Origin of the sequence: Marinimicrobium agarilyticum DSM 16975 (assembly GCF_000423345.1) — a bacterium.
In the GTDB taxonomy this organism is placed as follows: domain Bacteria; phylum Pseudomonadota; class Gammaproteobacteria; order Pseudomonadales; family Cellvibrionaceae; genus Marinimicrobium; species Marinimicrobium agarilyticum.
The window spans coordinates 1-13,492 of record NZ_AUHU01000015.1; the positions used below are offsets into that span (position 1 = coordinate 1).

Below are 13,492 nucleotides of genomic sequence, written 5' to 3' on the forward strand. Positions count from 1 at the left end.
CATCCGTGGCGGCCGAGCTCCAATCAGGACCGTGCTCTACATGGCAATGATGTCAGCCATTCAACACAACCCGGTGATGAAGCGGTTCTACCACTCTTTGGTCAACGCTGGCAAACACAAAAAGGTGGCGCTGACGGCTTGCATGCGCAAGATGGTGACGATTCTTAATGCCATGGTTCGGGATGACTGCCTATGGCAAGAAGCTTAAATTTTTAGCCTGTAGGTGTTGACCGGGGATCACAGTCGCTTGTTAATGGTTACACCTGGACCATAGGCACAGTTGCCGTCTGGCCACGCCCCACGCTGTGACCTCATTTCAAAAAGATCTAAGTGTTCTGATCGTCATTTTTTGTACTTCAGGACTGCTTGCTATCTCAGATAGCTCGCTGGTCCCTAAAACTACCACCTCTTGAGCAAACTCAGAGTTAATATCATCCTTGCTCAGAACCACTCGAGGATCTAGTTTTGCCAATGCAGAAAAGTAAGAAGACACCCACTCAAAATCAAAACCTTTATCTTTTGTGATTCTTTGGTTTGCAACGTTCTTTGAGTGATTGCTTTTCATCTGTTTTAGGGCGCCTACCGCTTCCTCAAGGGATTTCATTTTGAAAGAATTGTAGAAGTAGCAGTTCTTTTTCGCATACTCAGGAGAAAAAGAAAGGATCGAGAACTCTAAGTATTTAATAAAATCTTCACACTCTTCGTTAATGACTGCCATCTGAGGCAGCATTTTCTCACCAAGACCTGAACCATAGAGCGCTAATCTTTTCGACAACTTGGAATTTGTTTGCTTCGCTTCTTGAATAAAATGAAGCATTGTGTGAATCGACTCGTTGTTGAGCTCGCTTTCCTTGTCCTTTCGCAAAGCGCTTCGAGCGGCGTGAAAAATCAAAAAAACCAAAAGATGTGCTTGGCTGTAAACATCTCGCCTTAGTGGAGCCCATCGCTTGTTATCGCGCCACGTTAATATTCCATTGATCAAAACAAACACAATGAAAAGATCTAAAGCCAAAAAAATTAGGCTATTGACTATGTTCCCAGAGCCAACAGACTCAAGCAGCTTATCAATGCCCTCAAACACTAACTATCTCCATTTCTAGCTTCCTCTGGGTATGGGCTCAATGCCACCCCACTCATTAACGCCCGCCATAAACGGCCTAGTGAAACGAGGTCCGGCGACCGCAGGGAGCGTATTTAATGGCATTGTTAGCAATTGCTCTTAATTTCACAAATTACAGATCTGGAAATGGACAGAAAACGACGGTAATCTTTTTTAATCTGATAAAAAAGAGGATATGCAGAAAGTGAATCCCCTCCGAGTATCATTACCGGTACTGGATGGGCCAAAGTTTCTACCCCATCGCAATTTACCTGAGGCGAAGTTCCTAAGGCGCTCATGCTCTCACGGGACAGCTCGTCCATATACTCTTCAAGTTCCTGCTTCCTAACCACACCGGGAGGTACATATATTGGGATTCGGTGCGCAGCTGGATCACGAAATTTCTTGAAATCTTGTGACCATTCTTGTTTTGCACGCAACTTTTCTCCCAAAACGCGAAATCGCTCCTCGACTGCTTCAACAAAGCAGTCTTTAAAAAGATCAATTTTTCCTCGACCTTTCCCTCCTTCAGTAACTCCACTGAATAGAGAGAACTGAAACTGAGCTGCCCAGGCGAGATTGTCAAGTGCTCCGCGGATACCTACATAGAATGCATTTGCATGTAGAGCAGCTAAAGTAGACTCATGTGGTTCAAGAGGCTTGCTTCGATTTTCCGAGAATAAATTCTCAAAATGCATACGAGATGCTTGCAACATGTAAAGCCTTCTCGCGAAACCATGCTCAAGATGCCTGTGGACAGGTGACTCAACCAACGGCGCGCACGAATAGCACAGCTCAGAGACATTCTGCTCCAGAACTAAAAACCACTGTTCCCTTTCAACAGGCATTAATCGCACATTCCCTCCTCTTGCTAACGCTTTGCTCACCTGCACCTGCTGCGGAGAGTGTTTTTGTGTAAAAATGGAGCGCAGCGAAAGACACAAAAACGAACGTAGTAGCAGGTGTCAGCGTGCAGCAACTTGTTAAGGTTTTACGTAATCTAAAAGGGGCTTATAATTAACAACCCCTTCAATATCCTTGCGATTAATATACTCTTCAAGCTCTTCCCTTGAGGAAATAGAAACCCAAAATGGCAAGACCATACTGCAAAAACTCACTTCATTAGAACCATACAAAAATATTGCATAAGTCCCACCCAATTCAAAACGATCAAAAGGTGGTTGAGAGCTGGTATATAAAGTTACATCACGCTTCATACTTCCCTTAATTATTAAAGTCGGACGGAATGTAAGCTGCACATCGTAGCCGTATTTTTTACCTTGCCCAACCTCACCACGCATTACGTCACCAATAATCACATCCGACGCCAACTCAAGGTGCTTTTCTATAGGCTGAGTATATCTATCGTATTCCCCACACTCCCAAGCATGTGAACTAACGGAGACGATCAGAATTATGGACGATACGATGAATCTCATGGGTACCTTAACAATATTATTAGACGGAAAGTTTCCGTATTTAAACCCGGAAACTTTCCGTCTTTCACATTTGACTGCCGTTATACCATGCCTCAGAGGCCGCGTCACTCAAGGCTTAGAATGCATAGCTATAAAAACCGTAGCACAAAATACGGAAACTTTCCCTGTGTAGGATCTTATACGGAAATACATCGGTAACCCATACCACGCCCCCAAAAAAACTCGGCTCTTAAGGAGCCACGGCCTGAGTCTGTCCTCGCGGTCACAGCCCCCTCAAAGTGGTGTACCCCGCCCGTATTCTCGCCGAGGTGGTTATCCAGCACATCAGGGCAAATATTCCGGCCAGCCAGGGGAAGTGCTGCGGGAAGAGGCAGAACAGGACGAACGCAATAATGGTCTCGGTGCCTTCGGTCAGGCCGCCCATGTAGTAGAGGGATTTCTGCGGGTAGTTGGGGCTGTCCAGCTGGTGTTTGTTGGCCATGATGGCGAAGGCCAGGAAGGTAGTGCCGGTGCCGGCGAAGGAGAACATGAGCAGGCCGGCCCAGAGGGCGTTTTGCTCGGGGTTGGCGAGCAGGAAGCCGAAGGCGATGGCGTTGTAGAAAATAAAGTCCAGCACGATGTCCAGAAAGCCGCCGGCATCGCTCAGCCCCTGGATTCTGGCCACGGCGCCGTCCAGGCCGTCGCCCAGGCGGTTGAGGGCGATGGCGATCAGCGCGGCGGTGTACCACTCCATCCACAGCAGCGGCACGGCGAGCATACCGATGATAAAGCCCACGACGGTCACCTGGTCCGCTCGAATACCCCGGCGGTTCAGTGTCTGGGCGAGCCTGTTGAGCGGCGGGCGGATCAGTGGAATGAGTCGGGTGTCGAGCATTACGGTCTCCGTGTTTAAAGGTTCGCGCGTCGGCGGCCGGACGCGAGGGCGGCGATGATCAGGGCGGTGAGCGGCAGTAGCATTTGCCAGAGGGCGTAGAGGCCGAGCAGGCGGCGATCGCCACCGCTGCCGATGTTCACCGCTTCGGTGGTAATCGTGACAACGCGCCCTGCCCCCAACAGTTGGGTGGGCAGGTAGAGGGCGACGCTGACGGAAAAGGCGATAACCCAGGCGTACATCATGGGTTGCCTGAGTATCGGGACCAGCACTCTGCACCAGCTTTTGAGGGCCGAGTGGCCCAGGCTCTGGCTGACCAGCAGCCAGCGGCGGTTGAAGCGTCGGTAGTCGCCATTCAGCACCAGGTAGGCATACGGAAAGGTGAACACGCTGTGGGACCAGAGTACCCAGCCCCAGTGCGGGTCGCGGTGAAACAGGCTGAGGCCGAATTGCCAGCCCATGACCAGCGGCAGCTGCGGCAGGAGCAGGCCGAGCAATAACCACCATTGGGGCCAATAATGCTCCCGGCGGGCCTGCCATTCCAGGCAGAGCAGCGCGGCGGCCAGGCCCAGAGTGGCACTGACCAACGCCAGGGACAGGGTCTGCCAGAGCAACGGCGCCAGGAACTCCCATTCACTGCGCCAGGTGGACAGGTTGAACGCCTCGGGCAGCAGTGCCGGGTAAAACCAGCCGGAGGCGAAGGACCAGACCAGCAACGCCGCGATCACGCCGGCGGAGACAAGTATCATCAGCGGTAGCCACAGGCGGGTCGCCGTTTGCAGAGCGGCGCCGATGCGGGCCATCCATCGGGTAAGCGGTCTGTCACTCTGGCGGCGCCAGCGAAGCAGGGCGCTGTAGGCCCGTTCGTGCTGCCGGTTGAGCCACAACAAAAGCGCGGCCAACAGCAGTAACACCAGGCCGCCCAATACGGCCGACTGCTGGGCGCCGGGCTGAAAGTCCTGTTGCCACTGAAACACCTGCTGCGCCCATACCCCCGGCAGGTTAGGGCCGATCAAGAGGGGAACATCCACCACCGAGAGGGTATACACAATGACCGCCGCCATGGGCAGGCGCAGGCGGATGAGCAGTTCGGGCACGACCAGTTGCCACCAACTGGCAATGCGGGAGTGCCCGAGGGTTTGCCCCACTTGCAGGTAGCGCTGGGCGGGAATCTGGGTGAGCGCGCTTTGGGTCATCAGCAACAGAAACGGAATTTCTTTCAGTACCAGCACCCACAGGAGCGTCCATAAGGACCGATCGGCCAACAGGGCGGAGCTGGGCGGTGATTCGAATACGCCGAAGAGGCCATATAAAGCGCGCACCCACCAGCCGGTAGGGCTGAACAAAAACACCACACCCACGGCGAACGCGAGGTGCGGAATGGAGAGAAAGGGAGAGAGCCAGCCCAACAATCGGTTCGGGCGATAGAGGCTGAACGCCAGGGCCACGTAGCAGGCAAGCAAGGGCGCGACGACGGCGAGCACCAACGAATAGCTAAGCGACTGCAATAGGCCGGGCGTCGCAACAAACCGTTGCAGGGCCGAGGCGCTGAAGGCGGAAAGGTCGGCCCCATAGAGCGCTGCCGATATCAGCACCGGTACCGCCACCAGCAAGCCGATGCACAGGCCTGCCCCCGCCGTCAGCCAGCGGTTTACTGGTAACGCGCGAGCCACTCGTCCTCCAGCAGGCTTTGCCAACTGGCGTGCAGTTCCGGCGCGGTGGGTAGTAGCGCCGGGGCATCGGGCAGCTCAATGACTGCCGGGTCACCCCAATGCTCAGTGTCCGCCTTGCGCTGTTGCGCCGGCTCGGAAATCAGAAAGTTGATGGCGACTTTGGCGGCGGCTTTATGGGAGGCATTGCGGGGCACGGCCAGGTAGTGACTGTTGGTGATCGCGCCCTGAGAAAAATAATGCTGACTCACCGAGGCGGGCAAACGCCCCGCTTTAACCTTGGCCGCCATTTCCTGCGGGTTAAAACTGAATGCCACGTGCAGTTGCCCATCGGCCAGCCACTGCAACTGTTGCGCGGAAGACTGGGGAAAGGTTTCGCCCTTTTCCCACAACAACGGGTGGAGTTTGTCCAGATAAGCCCACAGCTCGGGCAAGAGTTCGGCGGCGGCTTTATCGGTCGCGGGCTGGTACAGACGCTCGTCGTTACCGGCAAGCGCTTGCAGCAGGGATTTTAAAAACGTGGTGCCGATAAAATCCGGTGGCTTGGGGTAGCTCAGTCGGCCGGGGTGCTCCCGGGCATACTGCAGCAGTTGCTGTGGTGTGACCTTCTCGTTCGAGAAGGTGTTTTCCCGGGCGATCATGTTGAACTGGCCCATGCCCCAGGGCACTTCCAGGCCGTCCACCGGTACGCCGAAGTCGCTCTGCAATGGCAACTTGTCCGTCAACAGTTGGGTATGGTTGGGGACGGCGGATAACAGTTCCGGTTCCAACAGCTGGTCGCGCTTCAGGGCGTGGAAATTTTCGCCGTTGATCCACAACAGGTCAATCGCGCCGCCTTGCGTTCGACCAGCATCCTTATCGGTACGCAAGCGATGCACGGCTTGGGCGATGTCGCTGACTTTCACGTGCTGCAGTGTGACGCCGTAGCGCGAGCGCAGCTCGCCATCCGCCCAGCGCAGATAGCGGTTCACCGAATCCGAGCCGCCCCAGGCGTAAAAATAGACGGTCTCACCCCGCGCCTGCTCGAGCACTTGGGACCAGTCGTCCTCAGCCTGAGCACTGCCCGCCACCAGAGCGAGCAGCGCGATCACGGCGCCGTTAAAACGTCTGCGTAAACTGAATCTGAACATGCCGTGGCAATTCCGGGAAGACCAATGAGGAACCAAAGTAACCGCCTTCAAAGACCGGTGTCCAGTTCTCTTCGTCGGTGAGGTTGAACACGTCCAGGCGGATGCGGCTGGCGCCCTGGTTGAACTCATAAGTGACGTTCGCGTTCAGGGTGAACTGCTCCGGGATGATGACCGTCTGCAAGTAATCCAGGGGGTAGTCACTGGTGATGACCGCCGAGCCGCCAAACGACCAATGATTGTCCAGCTCGTACCCGCCCGCCGCTGAGATACTCCAATCCGGCAGACCGTGAAGCCGCTGATTGGAGGCGGGGAAGGCCGCAAAGTTGGGCGCACCCACGCCGGTGCCTCCGACGATATCAGGACGGGAGTTGTCAAACGCATCCGTCACCCGCTCGGCGGCCTGGAAGGCAGCGGAGTTGTCGAACTCGGCATCGAGAAGGTTAAAGCCGACGCTGGCCCAGGCCTGCTCACCCCGGTAGAACAATTGGGCTTCCAGGCCTTTAGTGGCGACACCGCTGTTGCTGCCATCGCGGTTGCGCAGGCTGCGGGTCTGATCAAAGACCGCCATATCTGCGTACCAAGGCGAACCGGCCGGGGCGTATTTCGCGCCCAGTTCGAACAGGGTGTTTTCGGTGGCGAAGTTGAGCGGGTCGATTTCGTTGTTCGCGCCCAGCACATTGCCGCCGGCCATGCTGTTGGAGGTGGACTCACTGTAGCTGCTGGTGGCGTAGAGGTTCACCGCGTCGGTGGCCTGATAGTGCAGGCTGGCTTCGCCGGCTTTGAGAAAGTCGTGATGGCTGTCGCTCGCGCCCTGAGCCCCTTCCGGCGGCAGGGCATCCCGGGCGGTGACGTCGTACCAGTCACCGCGCACGCCCAAGGTGAGTTGGAGCTTTTCGTTGAGCGGCTGGCGGTGCTGGGCGAACAGGCCGGTCTGCCAACTGGTGGAGTCAGTGGTGTCGGAAAGGTTGAAGTCACCACTGCCGTCGTTATCGAGATCATATTGCGCCCCCGGAGAAACAAACACGCCCGGGCGCAATTCCACCAAGCGCGACTTCTGCGCATCGGTGAGCGGAATTTCCCGGTTGCTGAGCGGGCCGGTCAGGTCGGTGGGCAGATCTGCTTCGGTGGTGAACTGGCTGTAACCGAGCACGTCGTTGTAGCGGATGTTGGCCCCGACAATGGTGTTGTCGATGTGCAGTTCCAGGCGGTTTTCAAAGGTGTCGGCGCCGTCGACAATTTCGACAAAGCTGTTCTGGGCGATTTCTTCCCGTTCCAGATGTTCGTAGTAGCTGCGGTTGACCAACCGGACCGAATCGCTCAGCTCGGTGTTGAGCACCGAGTGCAAAAGCAGGGTTTCAGCGCCGTTGATATCGTCCGGATGGGTATGCGTACGGCTCCTTGGAATTTGGACTTCGCCCGTGGGGCTGACCACGGCAAAGGCGCCCGGTACGGTGGAACCGTTGGGCTGAACGCCCTGCCCTTGCACATACAAGCCGTGATCAATCAGATCCTGTGTGGGGCGGTTGATACCGGCGTTGTCGGTCCACTCCACGTCGTAGTATTCGAGGGAGAGGTTCCACTCGGTGTTGTCACTGGGCAGCAGGCGATAGGCGGCGAACAGGTTGGTGCTTTCCAATCCGCTGTAGTCATAAAAACTGCCTTCGTCTTTGTGTTCCAGGCTTAAGCGCGCGCCCTGGCGTTCGGGCTCCAGCACCCAGGAGTAATCAAGCTGGGCGCCGTACTGGTCCCACTCGCCGCCGGTCAGGCTGAGGCGACCGTTGTTTTCGGTGAGGTCGGGCCGCTTGGGTGTGATGTTCACAAAGCCGCCGGTGCGCTGCGTGGTCCCGAGAATGACCGACGGGGTGCCGCGTACGATATCGATCTGCCCGACGGAGTTGAAGGATAACGGAATGCCCAGGCCGTTGTTGCCCACTTGCCGGCGCATGCCGGCGGAAAACACTTCACCCAATTGCCCGCGCAGTGTGGGCAGGCTCGGAGCGCCAAAGCCTTTGGCCTGGAAGGTATTGGGCGCGACCCGTTGGAGCTCCTGCAGGTTGTCGATGGCCACTTCGTTGAGCATGGCTTCGGTCACCGGGGTGATGGAACGGCCGATGTCGGCGATGCTCTGATTGAGACCGAAAGGGCCTTCGACGTCTTCACTGCGGATATTGCCCATGCCGCTCAGGGCTTCGCCGACCACGAGGACGTCCTGGATGTCGCTGGTTTGGGCTTGGGCGGACAGGCCGGCTGTCAAGGCGGCGCTGGCGCCGAAGGTGCGGAGGACGGTCAAGGGCGTGGGTCGGCCGGGTAAACGGTGCTTCATTAATTCATGGCTCCTTTGAGGTTGTCATTCAATGACCAATCGTAGTCGAGAAACTTGTAGGTCATATTGTCGTTCTTCAGTTCCTGACGTTGCGCATCGCTCAATTCGAGCGCCTCAGCGTAGCGCAGAAAGAACTCGTTGAGACTGTTCACACCATTCCAGCCTTTCTGAAAATCTTCCCGGTACCATTTGAAGATGGGGGAGACTTGCAGCTCGCCATCGCGATAGCGGTTGCGGGTGTTGTCGCGAAGAAAGCGTTGGGTGCTGTCTTCGAGTTGTTGTTCGAGCTTGTCGGCAGTGAAGGGTTCGGTGCGCAGGGCCGGGCAGCCGATGGAGGCGCAGTTGACGGCGAAGTGGATGCGCGGTTCATTGTAGGCGCCGGGCTCGCGAATCCGTTGGTGTTCAACATAGTCGAGGCTTCGCTTTTCACTGAACAGGGGGATGAATTTGATTTCCCAGGGGGTTTTCCAGAAGGGGCCGATGTCTCGGATGCTGTCTTCCGGGTAGTGGTCGATGATGAGTTTTAGGGTGTAGGCGTTGTAGGTGTTGATGAGGTAGGCGAGTTGTTGGTTTTTGGTCCAGTCGTCGAAGGTGGTTTTTTGGACGCTGGAGAGTTGGGTGAGGTATTGGGTCAGGTTGGCCGGGTTGGCTTTTAGGGTTTTGTAGTCCACGGTAGTGGCGGTGCCGGCGTCGTTCCAGGTCACGTGGTTCTCCAAGACGATAGAGAAGGTAGCGTGGCTATGGTCAAAAGTTTCTGACCAAGCAACGTTGCTTATTAACACCATCACCAGAAACAACAGGTGCTTCAACACTCCTTCAAAGGCAGCGGAGAGACCGGCCCGCTTTGAAGTGAACCCATCCAAGACACGCGGTGAATACATCCCTGTACGCTCGAGAGCGCGAGTCCCTCGGCTCACGGTCTTGGATGGGTTCACTTCAAATCGTGCCTCAGAGCTACGTAAGATAATTCTGTGAGTTAGCGGCATCATTACTCCTCCCCTCCTCTTCTCCATGTGTGGTATTTCTCCAGCCATTTCAAAATCGTTTCGGGTTTGTGAGCTTTTTTCCATTCGCCGGCGGTGTATTTGTTGGCTTCGGAAAACGTCGGGTAGGTGTGGATGGTGCCCAGGATTTTGTTGAGGCCGAGGCCGTGGCGCATGGCGAGGATGAATTCGGCCATGAGGTTGCTGGCCTCCGTGCCGACGATGACGGCGCCTAGGATTTTGTCTTTGCCTTTGGGGGTTATGACTTTGATGAAGCCGGTGGTGGCGCTGTCGGCGATGGCGCGGTCGAGGTCGTCCAGTTCGAAGCGGGCGATTTCGTAGTCGATGCCTTGTTCGATGGCGTCGGTTTCGCTGATGCCGACGCGGGCGATTTCGGGGTCGATGAAGGTGGTCCAGGGGATGACGGAGTAGTCGACTTTGAAGCGTTTGAATTGGCCGAACAGGGCGTTGACGGCGGCGTACCAGGCCATGTGGGCGGCGGTGTGGGTGAATTGGTAGGGGCTCGCCACATCGCCGGCGGCGTAGATGTTGGGGTAGAGGGTTTCCAGGTATTCGTTGGTGATGACGGTGCGTTCGGTGCGGATGCCGAGGGTTTCCAGGCCGTAGCCTTTCAGGCGGGCTTTGCGGCCGACGGCGACCAGCAGTTGGTCAAACGGGATGCGCTTTTCTTCGCCTTTGTGTTTCACGACGAGGATTTTCTCGTCACCGTCGCGTTCGCAGCGCAGTGCCTCGTGTTCGGTCAGCACGTCGACGCCATCGGCGGTCATGGTCTGGCGCGCCACCTCCGAGACTTCTTCGTCTTCTTTGGAGAGAATTCTCGGGCCGCGTTCCACCTGGCTCACCTGGGAGCCCAAGCGAGCGAAGGCGTGGGAGAGTTCCGAGCCGATGGGGCCGCCGCCGAGGACGATGAGGCGTTTCGGGGGGGTGTCCAGTTCGGAGAAACGGTCCCATAGGGTGTCGCTGGTGACGTAGTCGCTGTCTTCCAGACCGGGCAGGTCGGGAACCAGGGGCTCGGCACCGGCGGCGATGACGATGCTGCGGGTGGTCAGCCGTTGGGTGCCGCCGTCGTTCAGGGCGATATCTACCGTCCAGGGATCGACCAGGGTCGCGTAGCCTTGTACCACGTCCACCCCCAGGCCGGTGTAACGCTCAACGCTATCGTGGGGCTCGACGTCTTTGATGATCCGGTGGATGCGCTCCATCACCGAGCGGAAGCTGAATTCGGGCTGGGTGGCGGTCAGGCCGTATTGGTCGGCATGGCGCATCTGGTGGGCGACTTTGGCGCTTTTGATCAGGGCTTTGCTGGGCACGCAGCCGTAATTGAGGCAGTCGCCACCCATTTTGTGGGTTTCCACCAGGGTGACTTTGGCTTTGACCGTCGCGGCGATGTAGGCGGACACGAGACCGCCAGCGCCAGCGCCGATGACGACGAGGTTGCGATCAAAGTGCTTGGGCTTTTGCCACTGCTTGTACACACGGCGGCGCTGCACAAGGCGGACAATGGCCTTGGCGATCCAGGGGAAGATTCCCAGCAGCGCGAAGGACAGGATCAGCTCGGCGGAGAAAATACCGCCAACGCTTTCGATATCCGCCAGTTGGGTGCCGGCGTTGACGTAAACGGCGGTGCCCGCCAGCATGCCGACCTGGCTGATCCAGTAGAAGGTCCAGGTTTTAAGGCCGGTCAGCCCCATCACCAGGTTGATCACAAAAAAGGGAAAGATCGGTACCAGCCGCAGGGTGAACAGATAGAAGGCGCCGTCGCGCTCGATGCCGCGGTTAATGGCTTTTAACCGCTCACCAAAGCGCTGTTGCACGGAGGCGCGCAACAGAAAGCGGGCCACCAGAAACGCGAGCGTCGCGCCAATGCTGGAGGCAAAGGAGACCAACAACAAGCCCTGCCAAAGCCCGAATAGCGCGCCGCCGGCGATGGTCATCACAGCGGCGCCGGGCAGTGACAACGCCGTCACCACCACATAGATCGCAAAGTATAGAGCGGGAATCAGCACCGGATAGTCACTGAGACGCTGCTCGAACCACGATTGGCTGCTTTTGAGCTGCTCCAACGTCAAGTATTCGTTCCATCCAAACCCGAAGAACGCGGCCACCAGGGCGGCGATAACGGCAATAATGATCAAGCGTTTCATTCTGAGTCCTTCTGGTCGAGGAGCAACATGATAGCAGCTAGAGTGTGAGCGACCCGCTCAGGGCGGGAATACGGTGGTTCAACAGCGGTTCATTGTCCTCGTAATTGACCGGCACCACGATCAGGTGAACGCCGCCTTCATGCCAGGCATTGTTGATGCTGTCGGTCAGTTGAGGGATCGAGGAAATTTCCACGCCTTTGGCGCCATAACTCTCCGCGTAGCGGACAAAGTCCGGGTTACCATAGCGTAAGCCGTAGTCCGAAAAGCCCATGTGTCGCTGCTTCCAACGAATCATTCCGTAGGCATCATCGCGCAGCACCAAGACCACCAGGTCCAGCTTCAACCGCACCGCCGTTTCCATCTCCTGTGAGTTCATCATAAAACCGCCATCGCCGCACACGGCGACGACCCGGCGCTCCGGGTGCACCAACTTGGCGGCCATCGCGGAAGGAAGTCCCGCCCCCATGCTGGCGAGGGCGTTATCCAGCAGCAGCGTGTTGGGACGATGGGCGAGGTAGTTGCGGGCAAACCAGAGTTTGTAGATGCCGTTGTCCAACGCCAGAATGCCGTCATCCGGCATCAGCGCGCGCATTTCGGCCACCAGCCGTTGCGGGTCCATCGGCACCCGCTCGTCCTGCGAGTGGGCCGCAAGCTGATCGACAAACCCCTGACGCACCCGCTCGAAGGGGGCGAAGTCCCAGTGGCTCTGGGCAGTCAGCCGCTCGGCCAGCTGCTCGACGCTCTCGGCCATATCGCCAATCACCCCCTGGTGCGGGTAATACACACTGTCGACCGAGGCGGGCACGTAGTTGAGGTGGATGACCCGGGCATCGCCGCAGGGGGCCAGGCGCTCCCCGGTTCCCAGGGTACAGGCCCCCTCCTTCGTGTCGGCTCCCATCACGAACGGCGGCTTTTCGATCACATCGTGGCCGATGTTCACAATCAGATCAGCGACTTCAAAGGCCCGGTGGACAAAATCATCACTGGAGAGCGCCGCCGTTCCCAGGTAGCCAGGGTGCCTTTCATCGAGCACGCCCTTACCCATCTGGGTGGCAACCCAGGGAATGCCGGTTTTATCGACCAGTTGCTTGAGGGACTGGCGAATATCGTAGCGACTGGCGCTGGCCCCGATCAGCAGCAGCGGGCGCTTCGCCTCTCGGATCATGTCTGTCGCCATGTCCAATGAGTGACGGGAGGCCTGAGGGCAGTCCGCTCGGCTGGAAGGGATTACCGCCGCTTCGGTGGATTCCTGGGCAACATCTTCGGGCAGCTCCAGATGCACGGCGCCGGGCCGTTCCAGCTCCGCCCGGCGAAACGCCTCGCGAACCCGGGCCGGTATGGCCTGGCCGCTCACGATCTGGCGGGTGTACTTGGTCAGTGGCGTCATCATGTCCACCACATCAATGATCTGAAACTCGCCCTGTTTACTGGTTCTGATCGGCTTCTGGCCCGTGACCATGAGCATTGGCATGGCGCCAAGCTGCGCGTAGGCCGCCGCCGTTACCAGGTTGGTCGCCCCCGGCCCCAAGGTCGCGAGGCATACCCCCGTCCGGCCCGTGAGGCGCCCTTCGGTGGCCGCCATAAAGCCCGCCGCCTGCTCGTGGCGGGTCAGCACCAGTTCGATGGAGGACCGGGAGAGCGAGTCCAGCAGGTCCAGGTTTTCTTCGCCGGGTACGCCAAAAACGCGCTCAACCCCCTCGGCTTCCAGCGCTTTGACGAACAGATCCGATGCTTTCATCAATACCCCTTTCAGTTGGATGTCCCTCGTCAGTCAACAGCCGAAGCCGCTTCGGCGCCGACCAGACATCAGTG

General features: G+C 57.5%; 11 protein-coding genes. 1 reads left to right on the plus strand and 10 read right to left on the minus strand.

The window, feature by feature from the left end; all coding sequences use genetic code 11:
• A partial coding sequence (locus tag G547_RS0114185; protein ID WP_027328932.1) for a transposase occupies window positions 1–208 on the plus strand: 208 nt, incomplete at its 5' end.
• 108 nt (window positions 209–316) lie between these two features.
• On the opposite strand, the gene G547_RS0114190 is transcribed toward G547_RS0114185, so the two are convergent.
• The 10 genes from G547_RS0114190 to G547_RS0114235 all read right to left on the minus strand — a co-directional run bounded on the left by G547_RS0114190 (window position 317) and on the right by G547_RS0114235 (window position 13,418).
• A complete protein-coding gene (locus G547_RS0114190) occupies window positions 317–1,081 on the minus strand; it encodes a hypothetical protein (protein ID WP_027330425.1) in 765 nt (254 codons plus the stop codon).
• 125 nt (window positions 1,082–1,206) lie between these two features.
• Entirely contained in the window at window positions 1,207–1,815 is a 609-nt protein-coding gene (locus tag G547_RS23470; RefSeq protein ID WP_157209891.1) for a hypothetical protein, read from the minus strand.
• 267 nt (window positions 1,816–2,082) lie between these two features.
• Complete coding sequence (locus tag G547_RS0114200; protein WP_157209892.1) at window positions 2,083–2,418, minus strand: hypothetical protein; 336 nt, start codon at window positions 2,416–2,418, stop codon at window positions 2,083–2,085.
• Between the two features lie 382 nt (window positions 2,419–2,800).
• Window positions 2,801–3,412 carry a CDP-alcohol phosphatidyltransferase family protein gene (locus tag G547_RS0114205; protein WP_027330428.1) on the minus strand — a complete coding sequence of 204 codons (612 nt, stop codon included), beginning with the start codon at window positions 3,410–3,412 and terminating at the stop codon, window positions 2,801–2,803.
• Between the two features lie 14 nt (window positions 3,413–3,426).
• A complete protein-coding gene (locus G547_RS21595; protein WP_051235507.1) occupies window positions 3,427–5,082 on the minus strand; it encodes an ABC transporter permease in 1,656 nt (551 codons plus the stop codon).
• On the minus strand, window positions 5,061–6,209 hold the full coding sequence (locus tag G547_RS0114215; protein ID WP_084646043.1) for an ABC transporter substrate-binding protein: 1,149 nt from the start codon (window positions 6,207–6,209) through the stop codon (window positions 5,061–5,063). Before G547_RS0114215 ends, G547_RS21595 begins: the two co-directional genes overlap by 22 nt.
• Window positions 6,178–8,532, minus strand: coding sequence for a TonB-dependent receptor (locus G547_RS0114220; RefSeq protein WP_051235509.1), 2,355 nt, complete (start codon window positions 8,530–8,532; stop codon window positions 6,178–6,180). The genes G547_RS0114215 and G547_RS0114220 overlap by 32 nt, the downstream gene beginning before the upstream one ends.
• On the minus strand, window positions 8,532–9,236 hold the full coding sequence (locus G547_RS21600) for a DUF547 domain-containing protein (RefSeq protein WP_211224568.1): 705 nt from the start codon (window positions 9,234–9,236) through the stop codon (window positions 8,532–8,534). Before G547_RS21600 ends, G547_RS0114220 begins: the two co-directional genes overlap by 1 nt.
• Window positions 9,237–9,520: 284 nt before the next feature.
• Window positions 9,521–11,680, minus strand: a complete 2,160-nt coding sequence (locus tag G547_RS0114230) for an FAD-dependent oxidoreductase (protein WP_027330431.1) — start codon at window positions 11,678–11,680, stop codon at window positions 9,521–9,523.
• A gap of 37 nt (window positions 11,681–11,717) precedes the next feature.
• Window positions 11,718–13,418, minus strand: coding sequence for an acetolactate synthase large subunit (locus G547_RS0114235; RefSeq protein WP_027330432.1), 1,701 nt, complete (start codon window positions 13,416–13,418; stop codon window positions 11,718–11,720).
• Window positions 13,419–13,492: the final 74 nt, after the last annotated feature.

Coding starts and splice junctions, on each gene's coding strand:
- G547_RS23470 (WP_157209891.1), bottom strand. CDS start 1,815: ATGTTGCAAGCATCTCGTATGCATTTTGAGAATTTATTCTCGGAAAAT.
- G547_RS0114205 (WP_027330428.1), bottom strand. CDS start 3,412: ATGCTCGACACCCGACTCATTCCACTGATCCGCCCGCCGCTCAACAGG.
- G547_RS0114215 (WP_084646043.1), bottom strand. CDS start 6,209: ATGTTCAGATTCAGTTTACGCAGACGTTTTAACGGCGCCGTGATCGCG.
- G547_RS0114220 (WP_051235509.1), bottom strand. CDS start 8,532: ATGAAGCACCGTTTACCCGGCCGACCCACGCCCTTGACCGTCCTCCGC.
- G547_RS0114230 (WP_027330431.1), bottom strand. CDS start 11,680: ATGAAACGCTTGATCATTATTGCCGTTATCGCCGCCCTGGTGGCCGCG.
- G547_RS0114235 (WP_027330432.1), bottom strand. CDS start 13,418: ATGAAAGCATCGGATCTGTTCGTCAAAGCGCTGGAAGCCGAGGGGGTT.